The sequence below is a fragment of the Achromobacter insolitus genome (assembly GCF_002209555.1).
Lineage (GTDB): Bacteria > Pseudomonadota > Gammaproteobacteria > Burkholderiales > Burkholderiaceae_B > Achromobacter > Achromobacter insolitus.
In genome coordinates this window covers 338281-358530 of record NZ_NJIF01000003.1, presented here as the reverse complement: position 1 = coordinate 358530, position 20250 = coordinate 338281, and the positions used below count along the sequence as shown (strand labels likewise).

The window sequence follows — 20250 nt, the reverse complement described above, 5'->3', positions numbered from 1 at the left end:
TACTCCCCCGCTAAGGAGACGACCATGCGTATCAAGCAATTCCTGCCATTCCTGGACCGGACCCGCGCAATCCCGGCCACTCCGGCCGCCGCCGCGCCGGTCTATCAATTCACCATCGTCAGCGTGGGCGACACGCTCAACGCATTGCGCAAGCAACTGTATTACGAACTGCGCGACCTGGATCTGCGCGTGCTGGCCGTGCGGATCTCACGCGCCGAATCGGACCAGCTGGCGTCGACTGTCGTCACGCTGCACTGCCCGCCCCACCTGCGCAACCTGCTGGGCGCCATCGCGCTGCGTCTCGGGCAGAGCCCCGATGTGCGCCGCGTGCACTGGGAATGCGAGTCGGGCGCGGCCATTGCCGTACTGCCGGCCTGAAGCCGGCCCGGTCCAGGGCGGTTGCCGGGAGGCTGTCATGAAAGATCCGTACAAAACCTTGATGATTGCGCGCGTCGTGGCGCTGGTGCTGATCTGGCTGGCGGGGCTGCTGTTGGTCCTGCGTTCGATCTGGCGCCTGCCCTGAGCGGCCGCGCACCCTTTTCATACGTGCTGAAGCATCGAGCAGAAAATGAAGAACTTCGAAAACATCCAATTCCTTACGCTGGCCAACACCTTGGTCAGCCTGCTGACCGCCTTCATCCTGGGTTCCGTGGTGGGTTTCGAGCGCCAGTTCCGCCAACGCACGGCGGGCTTGCGCACCAATGTGCTGGTGGCGGTGGGCGCCGCCATTTTCGTGGACCTGGCGTTCCGGGTGGGCGGCGCCGACGGCGGTTCGCGCGTTATTTCCTATGTGGTTTCGGGCGTGGGATTCCTGGGCGCGGGCGCCATCATGCGCGAAGGCGGCAGCATACGCGGCCTGAACACCGCCGCCACGTTGTGGGGCTCGGCCGCCATCGGGGCGTGCGCAGGCGCATCGCTGATCCTGGAAGCCATCGCCGCCACGGCCTTTGTGCTTGCCGCCAATACCTTGCTGCGTCCGGTGGTCAGCTACGTCAACCGCCAGCCGGTGGATTCCCAGACCACGGAAGTGACGACCGTGATACATGTCATCGCAAACGTGGACCAGCGCCAGGCGGCCATGACCGTGCTGGAAGACGTGCTGGAAACCGAGCAATTGCCGCTATCCGAATTGAAGATCGACCAATTCGGCGAGAACGAGGTGGAGATCGAGGCGGCGCTCAGCGAAGCGTCGGTGGACGAACTGGACCTGGACCGGGTCACCGCCAGCATTGCAGCTTCGCCCGCCGTGCGCACGGCGTTCTGGGCGGCCCGCACGGTGTAGCGTTCGCGGTCCGTCAGCGCAGGAAATCAGGCAGCTTGGCGCAAGGCTACCGTGGCCGGGTCCCAGCGGCGTCCCGGCACGGCGGCCAGCAAAGCCTGCGTGTAGGGGTGCGAGGGCCGCCCGAACACCTGGGCGCAAGCGCCCGCTTCCACCACCCTTCCGTTCTGCATGACCGCGATGTCATCGCAGACCTGCGCAGCGACGCGCAAGTCATGGGTGATGAAGAGAATGGACAGCCCCAATTGTTCGCGCAGCCGTGCCAGTAACGCCAACACCTGCGCCTGTACCGACACATCCAGCGCCGACACCGGCTCGTCCGCGATCAGCACGCGCGGCCGCATGGCCAGCGCCCTTGCCAGTCCCACCCGCTGACGCTGGCCGCCCGAAAACTCGTGCGGATAGCGTCGCACGGCGTCGGGCGACAATCCCACCAATTCAAACAGTTCCCGGGCCCGCGCCAGCGCTTCGCGCCGGGGCGTGCCGTGCACGATCGGGCCGCGAGCCACGATTTCGCCCACGCGCTGGCGCGGATTCAACGAGCCATAGGGGTCCTGGAACACCATCTGCACCCGCCGCGCATGCTCGCGCCGCGCCGCAGCGCCATTCAGCGCCAGCGGTTCGCCAGCCAAAGCGATGCCGCCCGCATCCGGTGGCGCCAGCCCCAGCAAGGCGCGCGCGAGCGTGGACTTGCCCGAGCCGCTTTCGCCTACGATGCCCAGCGTGCCCCCCTCCTTCAATGTCAGCGTCACGTCATCCAGCGCGCGCGTTTCATGGCCGGGACGGCCGAACCATCCACGTTTGCGATATGTCTTGAATACGCCCTGCGCGCGCAGGATGGCCGGCGCGTCGTCTTGACGGGCGACTTCGGCGCTGGAGGCGGCGCGCGGCGCCAATGGCGGCACCGCCGCGATCAACGCGCGCGTGTACGGATGCCGCGGGTGTTCCAGCACCTGTTCCGCCGCCCCGCTTTCCACCAGTTCACCGCGTTGCATCACGGCCACACGGTCCGCGATCTCGGCGACCACGCCGAAGTCGTGGGTGATGAAAAGCACGGCCGTGCCCTTGCGGCGCTGCAGATCGTGGATCAGGTGCAGGATTTGCGCCTGGGTCGTTACGTCCAGCGCGGTGGTCGGTTCGTCCGCGATGAGCAGCGCCGGCTCCAAAGCCAGCGCCATGGCAATCATGGCGCGCTGTCGTTGTCCACCAGACAGCTCGTGCGGGTACGCGTCCATCGCCCGCGCCGGGTCCGGCAAGCGCACGGATTCCAGCAAATCCAGCGTGCGGCGCCGGACTTCCTTGCGCGGCAAGCTTGTATGGGTGCGGAAGACTTCAGCAATCTGGTCGCCGATGGTGCGCAGCGGATTAAGGGCAGTCATCGGTTCCTGGAAGATCATGCCGATGCGTTTGCCGCGAAGCTTGCGCAGCGCGTCGGGCGGCAGCCGTAGCAGGTCCTGCCCCTCCCACAGTATCTGGCCGCCGCTTGCGCGCACGTCCTGAGGCAGCAGGCCGAGGATTGCGCCCGCGGTCAGCGACTTGCCTGAGCCGCTTTCTCCGACGACGCAAACGATTTCGCCTGCATCGAGGGTCAGCGACAGATCCTTCAACGCATGCGGCCGGTCGGCGCCTGGCGGCAGGTCCACGGTCAGGTTCTGGATGCGCAGCAATTCGGTCATGAGTCGTTCACCAGGAAGAAGCTGTGGATCGTAGGCCGGGGCGGCCTCTCTGGGAACTGCGCATTTCTCATTTGCTCATTCGGTTTGTGCCGATCGGTGTTTGGGCACCATCGTGGTTACCTCTCTTTACGTTTCGGGAACGGGGATTGCTCCGCAGTGCGGATCGACCCATCCGGAGCGTCCATGTCCTCTACGCACTATATCGACGCCACGACGGTGACTGTGCTCACCGTCAATACGCACAAGGGCTTCACCAGCTTCAATCGGCGCTTCATGCTGCATGAGCTGCGCGAGGCGTTGAGAACGGCGAGTCCCGACATCGTGTTTTTGCAGGAAGTGCTGGGTGAACACCAGGGACACGCGGAGCGGCACAGTGCCTGGCCCGCCTCCTCGCAGTATGAGTTTCTGGCGGATTCGCTGTGGACGGATTTCGCCTATGGGCGCAATGCGGTCTACCCGGCGGGACACCATGGCAATGCCCTTCTGTCGAGGTATCCCATCGAACGCCACGAGAACCATGATGTGACCGTCCACGGACACGAGGGACGGGGTCTGCTGCATTGCGTACTCAGGGTGCCGTCGCTGCCCACCCCCGTCCATGCGATATGCGTGCACCTGGGCCTGCTGGAAGGCCATCGGGGACAGCAGTTGCGCCGCTTGTGCGAACTGGTCGCCCACGGCGTGCCCGCCGACGAGCCGCTGCTGATCGCCGGTGACTTCAACGATTGGCGCCTGCGGGCCGACGCCCTGATGGGCGACTGCGGCACGCGCGAGGTCTACACGTCGCGTCTGGGCCGCCCTGCCCGCACTTTTCCCGCACGCTGGCCTTTGCTGCGGCTGGACCGCATCTACGTGCGCAGCGTGCGCGACTGGCAGCCGGTGCCGCTGGCTTCGCGGGTCTGGTCGCGGCTGTCCGACCACGTGCCTATCTGCGCGGAGATCGCCCTATGAACTTGCGTTGGCGCGAGCACAACCAGTACACGCTGCTGGAGAATGGCACCGACTACTTCCCGGCGGTGCTGGAAGCGGTCGAGGCGGCGCGCAGCGAGGTGCTGGTGGAAACGTTCATCCTCTTCGAGGATGCCGTGGGCCAGGAGTTCCAGCGCGCCTTGATCGCGGCCGCGCGCCGCGGCGTCAGCGTGGACCTGACGGTGGACGGCTATGGCTCGGACGAACTGAGCGAAGACTTCGTCGGCGCCATGACCGAAAGCGGTGTCCGCGTGCACGTGTTCGACCCCCGTCCACGCTTCCTGGGCGTGCGCACGAATGTGTTCAGGCGCATGCACCGCAAGATCGTGGCGGTGGACGGCCGGATCGCCTTCGTCGGCGGCATCAACTTTTCGGCCGACCACTTGCCCGACTATGGCCCGGAGGCCAAGCAGGACTATGCCGTGCGGCTGGAAGGACCGCTGGCAACCGACATCGCGGATTTCGCTCGCGCAGCGCTTGCCGCCGGCGCACGGACACGCGGGCGTCGGCGGCCCGCCTACCTGGATCCGATGCCCTCGGGTGACGGCGGCGGCCGCCTGGTGGTGCGCGACAACATCGAACACCAGACCGACATCGAGCGCTTTTACCGGGCCGGCGTGCGTGCCGCGCGCGAGGATGTGCTGATCGCCAATGCCTACTTCTTTCCCGGGTACCAACTGCTGCATGACCTGGCCAACGCCGCCCGCCGCGGCGTGCGGGTGCGGCTGCTGCTGCAGGGCGAACCTGATGTGCTGGTCGCGCGCCTGGCCGCTACGATGCTGTACGACTACCTGATCGATGCGGGCGTGGAAATATATGAATACTGCAAGCGGCCGCTGCACGGAAAGGTGGCTTGCGTGGACCGCGACTGGAGCACGATAGGCTCCAGCAATCTGGATCCGCTCAGCCTGGCGCTGAATCTGGAGGCCAACGTCGTGGCGCGCGACGCCGGGCTGAACGCCGCGCTGCGCGGCAGCCTGGATCGGCTGATAGAGCAGGACTGCCGACGCATCGAGCTGCCAGCGGGGTCGTCGCGGCGTTTGCGGCGCCTGTGGATCGGCGTGGTGGTGTTCCACTTTCTGCGGCGCTTTCCCGCCTGGGCCGGCAGCCTGCCCGCCCATAAGCCGCGTTTGAAATCCATCCCGATAGAACCGCAACGGGAGTCGGCATGAGAGTCTTCCGTTCCACGCTGACACGCGCATGGCGGCATCGCTGGCCCCGGCTCAAGCGCGCCCTGCCCGCCCTGGTGCTGGTCCTGGTGGCGGCATTGCTGTATTACCTGGGCCGCTCGATAGACTGGCCGCAGGTGTGGATCGCCATGCGCAAGATTCCGCAAGGCACCATTGCCGAGGCAGCCGGCCTGGTCGTGGCGGGGTACCTCGTCTATGGCGGGATGGATCTGCTGAGCAAGCGCTACACCGGCCATTCTCTGCCGTGGCCCAAGGTCCTGGGGGTAGCGATGATGAGCTATGCCCTGAATCTCAGCCTGGGCGTGCTGCTCGGCGGCCTGGGCGCGCGCCTGCGGCTCTACGCCCGCCTGGGCTGTCGCAAGTCGGTGGCGACGCGCGTGGCCTTGTTCTCGGCGGTGACCAACTGGATAGGCTATGCGTGGATCGCCGGGATTCTGTTTGTCTCGGGCGCGGTGCCCGTGCCTCAAGGCTGGGCCATCGGCTCGAATCTGCTGCGCGCGCTGGGCGCGGCGCTGCTGTTGCTGGCGGCCGGCTACGTGGCCATATGCGCGCGAGCCAGGCGGCGCTCCTGGACCTGGATGGGGCAGCGCGCCGTGTTGCCAAGGGGGATGATGGCGGTGGCGCAAAGTGCCGTTGCCGTGCTGTCCTGGGCCATCATGGGCGCCATCATCTACCTGCTGCTGCAGGGCAAGGCCAGCTATCCCGCCGTGCTGGGCATCCTGCTGTGCGCCAGCTTTGCCGCGCTGATCATCCGGGTGCCGGGGGGCTTGGGCACCACGGAGGCGATCTTCGTGGCCACGTTGGCGCCCGGGATTCCGGCCGCGGAGGTATTGGGCGCCGCGCTCGCCTATCGGGCGCTTTACGCCTTTGGCCCGCTGTTCCTCGCACTGGTCGCCTTTGCAGTCATGGAGTTCAAGCTGCGACGCAAGCGCTGGCCAGCCGGCCGGCCCAGGGACGGCGATCCTCCCAAGAGCGCGCGGGAGTCCTTCAAGGCTTAGGCGTCAGCAGGTCCGACAAGGCATTTCCCAGTTCCTTTACCGCGCCGGTGACGCCCTCCGCCGCCCCTTCCGCGCCGACCCCGATCGCACGGCCGAACCCCCGCGCAACCTGAGCGGTAAAGCCGCGGGTAACGGAAAACTTGGGGTTGTCCAGGTCGCCCGCCAGGGCGAACTCGAAGCGCAGCGTGCCGCTCTGGTCCTTGAGCGCCGCCAAGACCGCCTTGCGCGGCAGGGAAAACAGGTCGCCGTTCCCGCTGAACCGCAATCCTCGCAGCGCCACCGTACCCGTGGCCTGAAGCTGGCGCTTGGCGATGGCGGTACGCATGTCCAGATCCATGGCGCCCGCGGCCAGCGAGGAGGCGCCATTGTCCGCCAGATAGGGCGCGGCGTGCTGGATATCCATGTTGCGCACCGCGACCTTGATGTCGGCGTCCGTGCCGCCCACCACTAGCCAGCCTTGCGCGCGCACCGTGGCCGCGCCATTGCGGTTGCCTTCGATTTTTCCTTCGAACTCCATGTCGCTGCGCGAGCCGTCGCCGGGAATGGTCAGGGGACGCAGGCGCGCCTGCACGCCTGAGAACGGGATCCGGTGCGCGGGCCGGGACACCGCGGCGTCCTCGAAATCCAGGCGGCCGTCGCGCAGGATCAGCTCAGCGATGCGGATCGGCGTGTGACGTCGGGCCTGGCCATCGCCGCCCTCGCCGGCTCGCAACGAGGACTGCAGCGCTGGCGCGATGTCCATGTCGCCATTCGCCTTGCGTACCACCGTGAAGTCAAAGCCTTCGATAGTCACCGTCTTGAAGACTGCCTCATGGCGAAAAAAAGCGGACCATTCCGGCTCCAGGACCACGTGTCGGGCCCGGGCGCCGGCCTGGCCGGTACCGCCGGATATGGTCACGTCCCGCAGTATTACCTGCGAGTACCCCACCTCGACGTGGCCGACCTGGCCCCGCGGGCCCAGCATGTTCGCAATGCGCTGCTCGGCGATCCGCAAGGCGGCAAAGGCCAGCACGACGGCCACGGCCGCGATCAGGGTCAGGACCGCCAGTGCACTGCCCCACGCCGACTTGCGGCGTGGCGCGGCTGGGTTGAGGCTCATCGTGGATTCCCGAGGTGCGGCACAATCCGTGCATGGTCCTGGAAACGCCCGATATCATCAATGGGCAAAAAGGATTAGGCGCTCAACGGCGCCAATGGTCGGACATGAGGCACACGCCCGCGAGCACGCCGATCAGGGCGGCACCAGCCAGGCTTTTCCATGCGTTCTCATGCACGTATTCGTCCGCGGCATGCGACGCATGCCTGGCGCGGTCCCAGGCTGCTCGTTCCCAGCCCTTTGCGTGTTCGCGCGCTGCCTCCAGTTGTTGCTTGAGCGTATCGCGCGCTGCCTCGATCTCGGATCCTCCATAGCTTGCGGTGCTGCGCAGCAGCGCCTCCGTTCCCGAGATCAGCTCGCGCATCGTGCGGGTGGAGTTGTCGGCCGGTTGAAACATGTCTCGAAGTCCGTGGTGCTTGTTCATAGATGCTCCTGGTGAAAAAAACGGGTGCTCGGAACGGCCGCAAGCTGCGGCGCGTCGAGCCTGTCTATGCCGGGGGTTTGCTGCGGATCCAGTCCGGGCATGGGATTGGGCAGGCTGTCTGGCGGCCAGCGGCCGTGTTGGTCTTTTTCCTGCTCGGCAGGATCGGGCCTGGGCTGCTCCGCCGGGTGCTGCTCCGGGCTCGTTGGCTTGTCCGCCCCAGGCTGGGCAGGTGTCGGAGGCGTGGTCTTGGTCATGTGACGTGCTCCTGGAGAAAAGTGCATTCGGCGCGGGCGGACCGCCGCGGTCACGGGGTCAGCCCGCCCACCATTGCTTGAGGGTCGCGCGCAGGGCCGCGCCGCCTGCGGCGGCCTCTTCCTTGCGCAACGCCTGGAAATACGCCCCTACCTGCTTGAGCGGGATATGGGGTGGCAAGGGCGGCATCTCGGGGTCGGTCACCATTTCCAGCACCACCGGGCGTGTCGCGGCCAGGGCCTGGTCCCAGGCGTCTCCGACCTTATCCGCGCTGTCCACGCGTATGCCTTCCAGGCCGAGCAAGCGGCCATACTCCGCGTAGGAGAAGTCCGGCAGCCATTGCGAAGCCGCAAAGCGGGGATCGCCGCCCATGACGCGCTGCTCCCAAGTGACCAGGTTGAGGTCTCCGTTGTTCAGCACCATGACGACCAGAGTCGGGTTGGACCAGTCTTTCCAGCGATGGGCGATGGTGATCAGTTCGTTCATGCCCAGCATCTGCATGGCGCCGTCGCCGACCAGCGCAATGACGGGCCTGTCGGGATGGGCCAACTTGGCGGCGAGCGCATAAGGCACGCCGCAGCCCATGGTGGCCAGTCCGCCCGACACCGAGCCCATCATTCCTTCACGCATGGCAATGTCGCGCGCATACCAGTTTGCGGCGGACCCGGAATCGCAGGTAAGAATGGTACGCGGCGGCAACCGTCGCGACAGCTCCAGGAAGGGGCGCTGCGGATTCAGCGGCTGCGCGTCCACCATGGCGCGTGCCGTGACGGTTTCGTGCCACTTCGCGACCTTGCCCTCGATGCGTTCGCGCCAGCGGCGCGCGGTCTTGGCCTGCAGCAAGGGAATCAGGGCCTGCAGGGTCAGCCGGCTGTCGCCGACCAGGCCTAGCTCGACGGGATAGCGCAGGCTGAGCTTGCGGCCATCGCGGTCGATCTGCACAGCCCTGGCCTGCCCCTCTGGCGGCAGGAACTCCGAATAGGGAAACGACGTGCCTACCATCAGCAAGGTGTCGCACTCGTTCATCATGTCCCAGCTGGGCTGCGTCCCCAGCAAGCCGATACAACCGGTGACGTACGGCAGGCTGTCAGGCAGGACCGCCTTGCCCAGCAGCGCCTTGGCTACGCCTGCGCCCAATCGTTCGGCGGTTTCGCGCAGCTCGGGGCCGGCGTCAAGCGCGCCGGCCCCGACCAGCATGGCCACGCGTTCGCCCTGGTTCAGGATGTCGGCGGCATTGCGTAGCGCGGCTTCGCCGGGCACCCCGGCATGCGATGTCACGCCGATGCCCGTGGGGACATTGCCATGTTCCCGGGCGGGCTTTTCCACCGCCGGCAAATCCTGCACATCGTTTGGAAAAATGACGCAGGTCACGCTGCGGCGCTCCATGGCGATACGCATGGCGCGGTCGATCATGTGGCGCGCCTGCTCCGCGGTGGTGGCCATCTGCACGTAATCATGCGCCACGTCCTTGAAGAGGCTGATCAGATCGACCTCTTGCTGATAGTCGCCGCCCAGGGCGCTGCGCGCCTGTTGGCCAACCAGGGCGACCACCGGTTGATGATCGAGCTTGGCGTCGTACAGGCCATTGAGCAAGTGGATGGCGCCAGGGCCTGAGGTCGCCAGGCAAACGCCCGCCTGCCCCGTGAACTTGGCATGGGCGCACGCCATGAATGCGGCCGCTTCTTCGTGCCGGGCCTGGATGAACGTCAATGGCTCCTCGGTGCGCCCGAACGCGCCAATCAGGCCATTGATGCCGTCCCCGGGATAGCCATAGATCCTCCTGACTCCCCATTGGGATAGCCGCTCCAGCACAAAGTCCGCCACTGTTTTCATCCGATTCTCCCTACGTACGCCCGCAATTCGCAGAACGCCGTAATCAGCAAATGGCATTCCCGCCCGCAGCGCGTCTGCGGCGCACCCGGAGCGGGCACGGCGCTTGCGGAGGAATGCGCTACGGCGGACGCGCTTGACGATCTGCCCCATAAAGGGAGTTGGCATGGCGAAGATTCGAACCCTGGTAGTGGCAGGTGAAGCATTTCCCCTGGCCAAGACAGGTGGGCTGGGCGATGCGATCACGGGCATGGCGCGCGCGCTGCGCGAAGCGGGCCTGCCATTGTTAGTGCTGCTTCCCGCCTACCGCGGCGTGCGGCAGCGCCTTGAGGGCGTCCGGGTGGTTGCGCCGTTGCACAACCTGCCGGGAGGCGAAGCCCAGCTTCTCGCTGGGCATTGTCCCCAGTCCGGACTGGACTTTCTGCTGCTGGAAAACGACGCGCTCTATGACAGGCCCGGCATCTACCTGGACGAAAACAGCTGCGAACATGCGGACAATGCGGTGCGCTATGCGGCGCTGGCCCATGCCGCGGTGCGCGTGGCCGGCGGCCTTCCCGGTGTTGCGCGCCCCAATCTCCTGCACGTGCATGATTGGCATGCGGGGCTGGTGCCGCTGCTGTTGCGGGAGTACGGGCTGCGCGACGTCAAAAGCATCATGACGATCCACAACCTGGCGTTCCAGGGACAGTTCCCGCTGGAATGCGCAGCCTCCCTGGGCATACCCGAACGCTATTGCAATGACGAGGGCGCCTGCGCGTGGGGACGCTTGAATTTCCTCAAGGCGGGGATCCGCTACGCCGATCGCATCACGACCGTCAGCCATACCTATGCACGGGAAATCCTGACCCCCGCTTTCGGTTGCGGTCTGGAAGGCCTGTTGCGGCGGCGTGCCGCCGATCTGGTGCCGATACCCAATGGCATCGACAATCTGCTGTGGAATCCGGTCCGCGATCCCCACCTCGGATCCCTGCGGTACTCGGCGCGCGACCTGAGCCGCAAGGCGCGCTGCAAGGCGGCCCTGCAACGGGAATTCGGTTTGCATGAGGAGGCCGACGCCGCGCTCATGGCCATGGGAAGCCGGTTGACGGAACAGAAGATGGCCGACGTTGCAGTGCAGGCCCTGCCCGAAGCGCTGGAAAGGCACCCCGATCTGCAAATTGCGATCCTGGGCCAAGGCGACCGCCGGCTGGAGGATGCGCTGAAGGCGCTTAGCGCGCGCTATCCAGGCCGGTGCGCCACCCGCATCGGCTATGACGAGGCGGTGGCGCACCGGCTGCACGCGGGCTCCGACATCCTTTTGCACGGCAGCCGCTTCGAGCCCTTCGGCCTGACGCCGCTCTATGCCATGCGCTACGGATCGATTCCCATAGGGTCCCGCGTGGGCGGCATGGCCGACACGATCGACGATCCGGGCCCGCGCGCGCCGCTGTCCGCCATGGCCGGCGCCAATGGCCTGCTATTCGACGGCGACGACCCCGCGGCCATGGGCGCCGCGATCTCCCGCGCCCTGGCCCTGCGTGGGGACGCGATGCTCTGGCGAACCATGCAGCGCAATGCCATGAGCGCGGATTTCAGCTGGCGGTCGGCCGTGGGACCTTATGCGGATCTCTACCGTTCGCTGATTGATCCCGGCCGCCGGACCCGGGCCCCGTCCCTGGTCGACGTGCCGGCTGGCGCCGGCGCCCTGCGCGCGGGTCACCGTTCAGGCGGCCCCCTACCCGCGCCCGCCGTCTAGGCAAGCCTACAGGAGGAATCGCCGGTGCCCCCAGCCCAAGCCGCCCAGCCTCACGCTCCCTTGCGCCTCTACCATGCCCATGGCGGGGCCGCCGGCAACGCATCCGCCCCGGCCGGCGACCTGGGGCCGGAGCTCTACGCGCGCCTGCACCGGCGCGGATTCAACGCAGTGCTGGTACAGGCGCCCTGGCTGGTGGCGCCGGGTGGCGCCTCTTTCGCGCCCCTGGATGCGGATCGGGCGTTGCTCGCCGGCGAGCGAGTCCCTATGACGGATTGGCTTCGGTATGTCTCGGGTCAGCTTGCCGAGCACGGGCTGACCCTATATCTGGATCTGGCGCTGGACCGGTGCGCCATTGACGCCGTCGCGGACACGATAGGTCCCGGCTGGTATCAACCGGCGGCCGAAGATCCCGCGCGCGATCCTCGCATGAACGCCGAAGCGCGCGAGGTGCTGCACTTGCGGCACGGCGACCCACCGCCTGCATTTGTCGACGCCTGGGCCAACCGGCTGCAGCGCTGGGCGGCGCACGGCGCCGCGGGCTTCGCGTTTCAGTCGCCACAATGCCTGCCCTCTGCGGCGTGGCAGGCGCTTGCCGCGGCGGCGCGGCGAGGCCGCCCGGCCGCGCAACTGATAGCCTGGGCCCCAGGCCTCACGCCGGAATCGTTGACGGCCTTGCGCGGCGCGGGATTCGACGCCCTGTTCTCGTCTATGCCATGGTGGGACTTCAAGTCCGGATGGTTGGCGGAGGAAGACGCGCGGCTGCGCGCAACGGCACCCGTAATCGCCTCGCCTGCGCGCACGGCGCCGCATGCCCCGCAACTTGCCTCGGACAAACGCGGCGTATGGGCCGCGGCCTTGTGCGCGGATGGCCTGATGTTCGACGACAGCGATGAGAGCCGGCTGCCCGACATCGATGCAGCCAACCATTGGTTCGCGCAGGCAGGCTTGCGCGGGCCGCTGCGCCTGGCAGGCGGACGTGACGGCCATTGCACCATGTTGCTGCGCGAATGTGCTGCCGGCACCGCGGTCCTGGCGCTCAACCCCTCTGACGCGGACGAGGCGCGCGTGGATTGGGATGCCCTGGCCCCGCTGCTGCCCCCCGCCGAATTTCTGCCCGAGGGCGTGCCGGCCGGCTTGCTGGCACCAGCCGATGCGATCCCGCCGGCGGGATGCGCCATGTTCCTGTTCGAACCCACGCACCCCGTGCGCGAGGCCGCGAGACCTGTCGCGCGCCGCATGGACGGCGGGGCCAGCCAGCGCATTGTCGTCGAACAGGTCGGCCCCGCGGTGGATAACGGCGCTTTTCCCGTCAAGTGCATTCCGCACGAACGCATTACGGTACGCGCTGATATTTACATGGACGGCCACGAACAGCTTGCCGCCGAGCTGCGTTGGCGCGCGGCGGATGAAAACTCCTGGCGCGCCGTGCCCTTCGAACGGGGCGTGAACGACCGTTGGGAGGCCTCGTTCCGTCCTCGCCGCATCGGCGCGCATGAGTTCGTCATCAACGCCTGGCTGGATGCCTGGCAGACATTCCGCCACGACCTGGACGTGAAGCACCAGGCCCAGGTGGACCTCCGGCTGGAAGTCCAGGAAGGCTTGCTGATGCTGCGGGCGGCGCTGGCGCGAGCGCGGACCGCCTCGCACCCCGGGGCCATGACGGTGCGCAATGTCTTGCAGCAATTCAACAAGGGAAACGACGCCGAATCCGGCCCGCCCACGCCGCGGCAGATCGCTGCCCTGCTCGACGAGGAACTCGCGCACACCATGCGCGAGCTGGACGATCGCCCGTTCGAGTACGTCAGCCCTGCCCCCTATCCGCTCTGGGTGGATCGGCGCCAGGCCTGCCATGCCAGCTGGTATGAGCTTTTTCCCCGCTCGCAATCGCCGCGGCCAGGCCAGCACGGCACCTTCGACGACGTCATCGCGCGGCTGCCCGATGTGCGCGAGATGGGATTCGACGTGCTCTATCTGCCGCCCATCCACCCCATCGGGTTGCGCAACCGCAAAGGACGCAACAACAGCTTGCGGGCGGAGCCGGACGATGTTGGCAGCCCGTATGCCATTGGCGGCGCCGAAGGCGGGCACGACGCGATCGAACCCCTGCTGGGCGGACTGGACGGCTTTCTCCGACTGGTGGAAGCCGCGCGCGGATACGGCATGGAAGTCGCCCTGGATTTCGCGATCCAGTGCTCGCCGGACCACCCCTGGCTGCAACGCCATCCCGATTGGTTCTCCTGGCGGCCCGACGGCTCCCTGCGCTATGCCGAGAATCCACCCAAGAAATATCAGGACATCGTCAACGTCGCCTTCTACGGCGCCGCCGCGCGCCGCGCCCGCAAGCTCACCCTTTGGCGCGCGCTGCGGGACGTCGTGTTGTTCTGGGTGCAGCATGGCGTGCGCACCTTTCGGGTCGACAATCCCCATACCAAGCCCCTGCCGTTCTGGCAGTGGCTGATCGCGGAGGTCCATGCCCAGCATCCGGACGTGATCTTCCTGTCCGAAGCCTTCACCCGCCCCAAGATGATGTACCGGCTGGCGAAGATCGGCTTTACCCAGTCCTATACCTACTTCACCTGGCGCAACGACAAGGCGGAACTCGAAGCGTACCTCGAGGAAGTATCCACGCCGCCCGCGGCAGATTTCTTCCGGCCTCATTTCTTTGTCAACACGCCGGATATCAATCCCTATTTTCTGCAGACTTCCGGCAGGCCGGGCTTTCTGATCCGCGCGGCGCTGGCCGCCTTGGGATCAGGCCTGTGGGGCATGTACAGCGGCTTCGAACTGTGCGAGGCGGCCGCTCTGCCCGGCAAAGAGGAATACCTGGACTCCGAGAAGTACGAATTGCGTCAGCGCGACTGGTTTGGGCCGGGCAACATCCGCTCGGAAATCACCCGCTTGAACCAGATCCGGCGCACCAACCCAGCCTTGCAGAGCCACCGGGGCCTGAGTGCGGTCCGCAGCGGTAACGACCGTGTGCTGGCATTCTGCAAGTCCACGCCCGGCCGCGGCAATTTCATTCTTGCAGCCATCAGCCTGGATCCTTTCCAGCCGCAGACGGCGCGCATAGAAGCGCCGTTCTGGCTCTTCGGCCAGGCCGACACAGGGCGGCTGGTCGCCGAAGACCTCCTGGCCGAACGCAGTGAGCCCTGGCAGGGCCAGATCCGCGAGCTCACGCTGCATCCCGATCAACCCTATCGCGTGTGGCGCCTGTCGCTACATGGATGACGCCCCACGCCCATTGCCATGATCAGTGAAACCCAGCCCATCCAGGACGACGACCTCTGGTACAAGGACGCAGTCATCTATCAACTGCACGTCAAGTCCTTCTTCGATTCAAACGGCGACGGCGTGGGCGACCTGCCCGGCCTGATCGCCAAGCTCGACTACATCGCGAGCCTGGGCGTCAACACGATCTGGCTATTGCCCTTCTATCCGTCGCCGCGCCGCGACGACGGCTATGACATCGCCGACTACCGTGGCGTGCACCCGGACTATGGCACCGTGGCGGACGTGCGCAAACTGATACGGGCGGCCCACGCCCGCGGCCTGCGCGTCATTACCGAGCTGGTGGTCAACCATACCTCGGACCAGCACCCGTGGTTTCGCCGCGCCCGCGCGTCCAGGCCCGGCTCCGCGGCGCGCAACTTCTATGTCTGGTCGGACAACGACAAGGCTTATGCCGGCACGCGCGTCATTTTCTGCGATACCGAAAAGTCGAACTGGACCTGGGATCCCGAAGCCGGCGCGTATTTCTGGCACCGCTTCTATTCCCACCAGCCCGACCTGAACTACGACAACCCGCAGGTGCTGAAGGAAGTGCTGGCCGTGATGCGCTATTGGCTGGACATGGGTGTGGACGGGCTGCGCCTGGACGCGGTGCCCTACCTCGTCGAACGCGAAGGCACCAACAACGAGAACCTGCCCGAGACACACCAGGTGCTCAAGCGGATCCGCGCCGTGATCGACGCCGAGTATCCCAATCGGCTATTGCTGGCCGAGGCCAATCAATGGCCTGAGGATGCGCAGGAGTACTTCGGCGCGGGAGACGAATGCCATATGTCATTCCACTTTCCGCTCATGCCGCGCATGTACATGGCGATCGCGCAGGAAGACCGCTTCCCCATTATCGACATCATGCGCCAGACGCCGGATATTCCCGCCTCTTGCCAATGGGCCATATTCCTGCGCAACCACGATGAATTGACGCTGGAAATGGTCACCAGCCGCGAACGCGATTATTTGTGGAACGTCTACGCCGCGGATCCGCGCGCCCGCATCAACCTGGGCATCCGGCGCCGACTGGCGCCGCTGCTCGAACGAGACCGGCGCCGGGTGGAGCTGATGAACAGCCTGCTGTTGTCCATGCCCGGCACGCCCGTACTCTATTACGGCGATGAACTGGGCATGGGCGATAACGTGCACCTGGGCGATCGCGACGGCGTGCGCACGCCGATGCAGTGGTCGCCGGACCGCAATGGCGGCTTCTCGCGCGCGGATCCGGAACAACTGCCCTTGCCTGTGCTCATGGGCCCCCTGTACGGCTACGAAGCCGTGAACGTTGAAGCGCAACAGCGCGATCCGCATTCGCTGCTTAACTGGACGCGCCGGCTCCTGGCGCAGCGGCGTCAGAGCCATGCTTTTGGACGCGGTGCGCTGAGGTTCATTTTTGCCGGCAACCGCAAGATTCTCGCCTACCTGCGGCAATGGCAAGAAACGACCATTCTGTGCGTGGCCAACCTGTCCAACGCTGCGCAACCGGTGGAACTGCAGCTGCAGGAATTCAACGGCCGCGTGCCGGTCGAAATGCTGGGCGGAACGCCGTTTCCGGCGGTGGGTGAACTGCCGTATCTGCTGACCCTGCCGCCCTATGCATTCTATTGGCTGGACCTGAGCAACGTAGCGGCTCCGCCCGACTGGCATGCGACCGCTCCGGCCCAGATGCCGGAATTGACCACATTGGTATTGCGCGCCCAGGGTGGGGCTGCGCTGACCGATGCTTCCCGCTCCACCCTGGAACGTGAGGTACTGCCCCAGTATCTGGCGCGCCAGCGCTGGTATCCGGGCAAGGAGACTCCGGCCCGGGCACGCCTGGCCTATGCCACTCCGTTTGCCTCGGCCGATGGCGAGTACTACTGGGCTGAAATCGAGCCTGAGGACGGCGTCGATGGATTGCGCGCGCAGGCGCCCTTCGTGCTGGTGTGGGACGAGACCGCCACCGTGCAATACGCGATTGCCCGGGTCCGCCGCGGAGCGGAGGTCGGCATTCTGGCCGACGCCTTCCTGCAACCCGGGTTCGTGCGCGGCGTGGTCAACGCCCTGAAAACGGGCCGCGAGGTCGACGGCCGCAGCGGCGGCAAGCCCGGAGACAAGCCCGGGGTCATACGTTTCCTGCCCGAGGAAGGTCTGGCCGCCATGGAGATCGCACCGGACGGCGAGCTGCAGTGGCTCTCGGCCGAACAATCCAACAGTTCGGTCATCGTCGATGGCCAGGTCATACTGAAGCTGATCCGCGCCGTCAGGCCCGGCCGCTCGCCCGAGGTTGAAATGACGCGCTATCTGACGCGCGCGGGTTATGCAAACATGCCGGCGTTACTGGGCGAGGTGCAACGCGAAGATGCCGATGGCGTGGTCCACACGCTGGCCGTGGCGCATCGCTATGTCGCCAACGAAGGCGACGCATGGAGCTGGACGCTCGATCTGCTGAAACGCACGCTGGACAATGCCGTGCTCGTGAATCAGAGCCCCGACGAGTTTGTCCAGGATCTGCAGGGCTACGCGGCCATGGCCGCCACCATGGGCGAGCGCCTGGCGCAAATGCACAACCTGCTGGCGCAGCCCACCGACGAGCCCGACTTCCAGCCACGGCCCGCCAGCCAGGCGGACGCCGACGCGCGCACGCGCCATATCCAGGGCCTGCTGGAACGGGCGGAGAAGGACCTGCGGGCGCATCTCGGCAAGCTGGAAGCGCCTTCGCGGGCCTGCGCTGAATGGTATTTCGAACACCGCGAGCGGCTGGCGGCGCGCGTGGCGGCCATGGCGCAAGCCGAAACCGGAGCCTTGTGCCTGCGGGTGCATGGCGACTTTCATCTTGGGCAAGTGTTGGTCGCGCAGGCCGACGCCTATCTCATCGACTTCGAAGGCGAGCCCGTCAATAGCGTCCAGGCGCGCCGCGCATTGGCCTCGCCCTACAAAGACGTTGCGGGCATGCTGCGTTCGTTTGACTATGCCGCCGCCTCCGTCGCCCGCGCCGACTCCCTGGGCGGCGCGCCCACGGACGCCAATGCCGGCGCTGGCGACACGCCCGGAACGGCCGTCAGTCCCGCCGAACTGCGCGACGCGCTGTTGTCGCGTTTCCGCCAGAGCGCCTCCCAGTCTTTCCTGCAGGGCTACCGCGATGCTCGCGCCTCGGCGCTGATCCCGCCCGGAGATGAAGACGTGCTGCTGGCGCTCGCCCAACTGGAGAAAGCCGCCTATGAAGTGAGCTACGAGGCCGCGCACCGCCCCGACTGGATTTCTATCCCGCTTTGCGCCCTGGCGGAGCTCGCGCGCAACCTGCTGCTCACGGCAGCGCTGGACGATGAGGACACGCCATCATGAGCCAGGATACGTCCGCCGCTGTCGCCTCCGGCGCCGTCGACCCCACCGAACTGGCCGCGCTGGCTTGCGGCCTGCATAGCGACCCCTACGCCATCCTGGGGCCGCATGAAGGAACGCTTCGGGTATACGCGCCAGGCGCGCAGGGGGTCGATGCAATGGATGCCGAGGGTCGGCGCACCGCGCTGCATGAGCAGGACCACGGCCTGTTCCTGGGGCGCGTGCCGTACGCGCGTGCGGGCGACGGAAGCTCTTACCGACTCGCGATCCGATGGCCCGGCGCCGAGCAGATTACCGCCGATCCCTTTGCGTTCGGCACCCTGCTTCCGGAAGAGACGCTGGCCCAGCTGGCGCAAGGCTCATGGCGAGCGGCGGGCGATGCCCTGGGCGCGCAACTGACGCAAGTCGACGGCGTGGCGGGCCTGCGCTGTGCGGTATGGGCGCCCAACGCCCAACGTGTCGCTGTCGTAGGGGATTTCAACGGCTGGGACAGCCGCCGGCACGGCATGCGGCTGCGGCACGCCGCGGGCGTGTGGGAAATATTCATCCCCGGCGTGCAGGCCGGCGAGCGCTATAAATTCGCCATCACGGATCGCGCGGGCAATCAACGGCTGAAGGCCGATCCCATGGCGCGGCGCAGCGAAGCGCCGCCAGCCACGGCGTCGGTGGTGGACGACCCCGCGGACTACCCCTGGGAAGACCAGGGCTGGATGGCGGCCCGTGAAGCCAGGCAGTCTTCGGATGCGCCGCTGTCCATCTACGAAGTGCACGCGGGTTCCTGGCTTCCGGAGGAGCCCGAGTCCCGCGCCTGCGTATGGGACCGGCTGGCCGACAAGCTGCCCGCCTACGCCCGCGCCATGGGTTTCAGCCACGTGGAACTGCTGCCGGTCATGGAGCATCCGTTCGGCGGCTCCTGGGGCTACCAACCCTTGGGCATGTTCGCGCCGGCGGCCCGCTACGGCCCGCCCGCCGCGTTCGCCCGCTTCGTAGACCAGTGCCACCGGGCCGGCATCGGCGTCATCCTGGACTGGGTGCCCGCGCATTTCCCCGACGATGCCCACGGGCTCGTCCGCTTCGACGGTACCGCGCTGTACGAGTATGAGGATCCGCGCGAAGGCTACCACCCGGACTGGCACACCATGGTCTACAACCTGGGGCGCACGGAAGTGCAGGCCTTCATGATCGCCAGCGCGCTGCATTGGCTGCGCCGCTTCCACGTGGATGGTTTGAGAGTAGACGCCGTGGCTTCCATGCTGTATCGCGATTACAGCCGCCAGCCAGGCCAATGGATACCGAATCGTTACGGCGGCCGCGAGAACCTGGAGGCGGTGCAATTCCTGCAGGCGCTGAACACCACCGTGCGCCAGGAAGTTCCGGACGCGATCATGGTGGCCGAGGAATCCACCGCGTGGCCGGGGGTGACCGCGCCGGTCGCCGACGGGGGCTTGGGTTTTCACTACAAATGGAACATGGGCTGGATGCACGACACCCTGCGCTATCTTGCCGAGGATCCCGTGCATCGCAAGCATCACCATCACGACATCACTTTCAGCATGGTGTATGCATACAGCGAGCGCTTCATCCTGCCGTTGTCGCATGACGAAGTGGTGCACGGCAAAGGCTCGCTGCTGGGCAAGATGCCGGGCGACGCTGCCGCCCGGCTCGCCAACCTTCGCGCGTATCTGGGCTTCATGTGGGCCCATCCAGGCAAGAAGCTGCTGTTCATGGGCGGCGAGATGGCCCAGCCCCGCGAATGGAATCACGATGTGCCTTTGGACTGGAATCTGCTTGACCATCCCGGCCACCTGGGCGTGCAGCGCCTGGTCGCAGACCTGAACGGCCTGTATCGCACACTGCCGGCTTTGCATGCCCGCGATGCCGATCCCGCGGGCTTCGCCTGGACGATCCTGGACGACCGCGACAACAGCGTGGTCGCCTTCATCCGCAGCGACGGATCCCATCATGTGCTTGCCGTCGCCAACTTCACGCCCGTGGCGCGCCACGACTACCGCATCGGCGTCCCGCGCGCGGGACGCTGGACGGAGAAATTGAACACCGACGCCACGCACTACGGCGGATCGGGCCAAGGCAACCAGGGCGGCGCCAGCACCGGCGAAGGCGCTTCCCATGGCCAGCCCCAGGCCTTGTCCCTGACGTTGCCGCCCTTGGCCACCCTCTTCCTGCTTTACGAAGGCTGAACGTAT

14 protein-coding genes are annotated in these 20250 nt (G+C 66.5%); 9 read left to right on the top strand and 5 right to left on the bottom strand.

What is annotated here, in order from left to right:
- Positions 1-24: 24 nt before the first annotated feature.
- Together CEY08_RS11850 and CEY08_RS11845 are read left to right on the top strand one after the other, a co-directional pair.
- Positions 25-378 carry a hypothetical protein gene (locus CEY08_RS11850; protein WP_076813522.1) on the top strand — a complete coding sequence of 118 codons (354 nt, stop codon included), beginning with the start codon at positions 25-27 and terminating at the stop codon, positions 376-378.
- A 190-nt stretch (positions 379-568) separates the two neighbouring features.
- Positions 569-1282, top strand: coding sequence for an MgtC/SapB family protein (locus tag CEY08_RS11845; RefSeq protein ID WP_063640612.1), 714 nt, complete (start codon positions 569-571; stop codon positions 1280-1282).
- A gap of 26 nt (positions 1283-1308) precedes the next feature.
- On the opposite strand, the gene CEY08_RS11840 is transcribed toward CEY08_RS11845, so the two are convergent.
- A complete protein-coding gene (locus tag CEY08_RS11840) occupies positions 1309-2955 on the bottom strand; it encodes an ABC transporter ATP-binding protein (RefSeq protein WP_076813525.1) in 1647 nt (548 codons plus the stop codon).
- Between the two features lie 183 nt (positions 2956-3138).
- Between CEY08_RS11840 and CEY08_RS11835 the strand changes: the two genes are divergently transcribed.
- The 3 genes from CEY08_RS11835 to CEY08_RS11825 are packed head-to-tail and all read left to right on the top strand — an operon-like array spanning position 3139 to position 6112.
- Positions 3139-3906 carry an endonuclease/exonuclease/phosphatase family protein gene (locus CEY08_RS11835; RefSeq protein ID WP_042793599.1) on the top strand — a complete coding sequence of 256 codons (768 nt, stop codon included), beginning with the start codon at positions 3139-3141 and terminating at the stop codon, positions 3904-3906.
- On the top strand, positions 3903-5096 hold the full coding sequence (gene clsB / locus CEY08_RS11830) for a cardiolipin synthase ClsB (RefSeq protein WP_076813527.1): 1194 nt from the start codon (positions 3903-3905) through the stop codon (positions 5094-5096). The genes CEY08_RS11835 and clsB overlap by 4 nt, the downstream gene beginning before the upstream one ends.
- Positions 5093-6112, top strand: coding sequence for a lysylphosphatidylglycerol synthase transmembrane domain-containing protein (locus tag CEY08_RS11825; RefSeq protein ID WP_088607675.1), 1020 nt, complete (start codon positions 5093-5095; stop codon positions 6110-6112). Before clsB ends, CEY08_RS11825 begins: the two co-directional genes overlap by 4 nt.
- On the opposite strand, the gene CEY08_RS11820 is transcribed toward CEY08_RS11825, so the two are convergent.
- The 4 genes from CEY08_RS11820 to CEY08_RS11805 all read right to left on the bottom strand — a co-directional run bounded on the left by CEY08_RS11820 (position 6102) and on the right by CEY08_RS11805 (position 9717).
- Entirely contained in the window at positions 6102-7211 is a 1110-nt protein-coding gene (locus CEY08_RS11820) for a DUF748 domain-containing protein (RefSeq protein WP_076813530.1), read from the bottom strand. The genes CEY08_RS11825 and CEY08_RS11820 overlap by 11 nt on opposite strands.
- Before the next feature lie 82 nt (positions 7212-7293).
- Positions 7294-7632, bottom strand: coding sequence for an ElaB/YgaM/YqjD family protein (locus CEY08_RS11815; RefSeq protein WP_076813532.1), 339 nt, complete (start codon positions 7630-7632; stop codon positions 7294-7296).
- Positions 7629-7886, bottom strand: coding sequence for a hypothetical protein (locus CEY08_RS11810; protein WP_076813534.1), 258 nt, complete (start codon positions 7884-7886; stop codon positions 7629-7631). The genes CEY08_RS11815 and CEY08_RS11810 overlap by 4 nt, the downstream gene beginning before the upstream one ends.
- A 58-nt stretch (positions 7887-7944) precedes the next feature.
- Positions 7945-9717, bottom strand: coding sequence for a thiamine pyrophosphate-requiring protein (locus CEY08_RS11805; RefSeq protein ID WP_076813537.1), 1773 nt, complete (start codon positions 9715-9717; stop codon positions 7945-7947).
- A gap of 163 nt (positions 9718-9880) precedes the next feature.
- Between CEY08_RS11805 and glgA the strand changes: the two genes are divergently transcribed.
- The 4 genes from glgA to glgB are packed head-to-tail and all read left to right on the top strand — an operon-like array spanning position 9881 to position 20244.
- Positions 9881-11449 carry a glycogen synthase GlgA gene (glgA, locus tag CEY08_RS11800; protein ID WP_076813540.1) on the top strand — a complete coding sequence of 523 codons (1569 nt, stop codon included), beginning with the start codon at positions 9881-9883 and terminating at the stop codon, positions 11447-11449.
- A 24-nt stretch (positions 11450-11473) separates the two neighbouring features.
- Positions 11474-14677, top strand: coding sequence for an alpha-1,4-glucan--maltose-1-phosphate maltosyltransferase (locus tag CEY08_RS11795; protein WP_076813542.1), 3204 nt, complete (start codon positions 11474-11476; stop codon positions 14675-14677).
- Positions 14678-14695: 18 nt separating this feature from the next.
- A complete protein-coding gene (gene treS, locus CEY08_RS11790) occupies positions 14696-18049 on the top strand; it encodes a maltose alpha-D-glucosyltransferase (RefSeq protein WP_076813544.1) in 3354 nt (1117 codons plus the stop codon).
- A complete protein-coding gene (gene glgB, locus CEY08_RS11785; protein ID WP_076813547.1) occupies positions 18046-20244 on the top strand; it encodes a 1,4-alpha-glucan branching protein GlgB in 2199 nt (732 codons plus the stop codon). Before treS ends, glgB begins: the two co-directional genes overlap by 4 nt.
- The last annotated feature ends 6 nt before the right edge of the window (positions 20245-20250 follow it).

What these genes read in the sequence shown, in the direction of transcription:
- CEY08_RS11850 (WP_076813522.1), top strand. Translation starts at nt 25, where the DNA reads ATGCGTATCAAGCAATTCCTGCCATTCCTGGACCGGACCCGCGCAATC.
- CEY08_RS11845 (WP_063640612.1), top strand. Translation starts at nt 569, where the DNA reads ATGAAGAACTTCGAAAACATCCAATTCCTTACGCTGGCCAACACCTTG.
- CEY08_RS11840 (WP_076813525.1), bottom strand. Translation starts at nt 2,955, where the DNA reads ATGACCGAATTGCTGCGCATCCAGAACCTGACCGTGGACCTGCCGCCA.
- CEY08_RS11835 (WP_042793599.1), top strand. Translation starts at nt 3,139, where the DNA reads ATGTCCTCTACGCACTATATCGACGCCACGACGGTGACTGTGCTCACC.
- clsB (WP_076813527.1), top strand. Translation starts at nt 3,903, where the DNA reads ATGAACTTGCGTTGGCGCGAGCACAACCAGTACACGCTGCTGGAGAAT.
- CEY08_RS11825 (WP_088607675.1), top strand. Translation starts at nt 5,093, where the DNA reads ATGAGAGTCTTCCGTTCCACGCTGACACGCGCATGGCGGCATCGCTGG.
- CEY08_RS11820 (WP_076813530.1), bottom strand. Translation starts at nt 7,211, where the DNA reads ATGAGCCTCAACCCAGCCGCGCCACGCCGCAAGTCGGCGTGGGGCAGT.
- CEY08_RS11815 (WP_076813532.1), bottom strand. Translation starts at nt 7,632, where the DNA reads ATGAACAAGCACCACGGACTTCGAGACATGTTTCAACCGGCCGACAAC.
- CEY08_RS11810 (WP_076813534.1), bottom strand. Translation starts at nt 7,886, where the DNA reads ATGACCAAGACCACGCCTCCGACACCTGCCCAGCCTGGGGCGGACAAG.
- CEY08_RS11805 (WP_076813537.1), bottom strand. Translation starts at nt 9,717, where the DNA reads ATGAAAACAGTGGCGGACTTTGTGCTGGAGCGGCTATCCCAATGGGGA.
- glgA (WP_076813540.1), top strand. Translation starts at nt 9,881, where the DNA reads ATGGCGAAGATTCGAACCCTGGTAGTGGCAGGTGAAGCATTTCCCCTG.
- treS (WP_076813544.1), top strand. Translation starts at nt 14,696, where the DNA reads ATGATCAGTGAAACCCAGCCCATCCAGGACGACGACCTCTGGTACAAG.
- glgB (WP_076813547.1), top strand. Translation starts at nt 18,046, where the DNA reads ATGAGCCAGGATACGTCCGCCGCTGTCGCCTCCGGCGCCGTCGACCCC.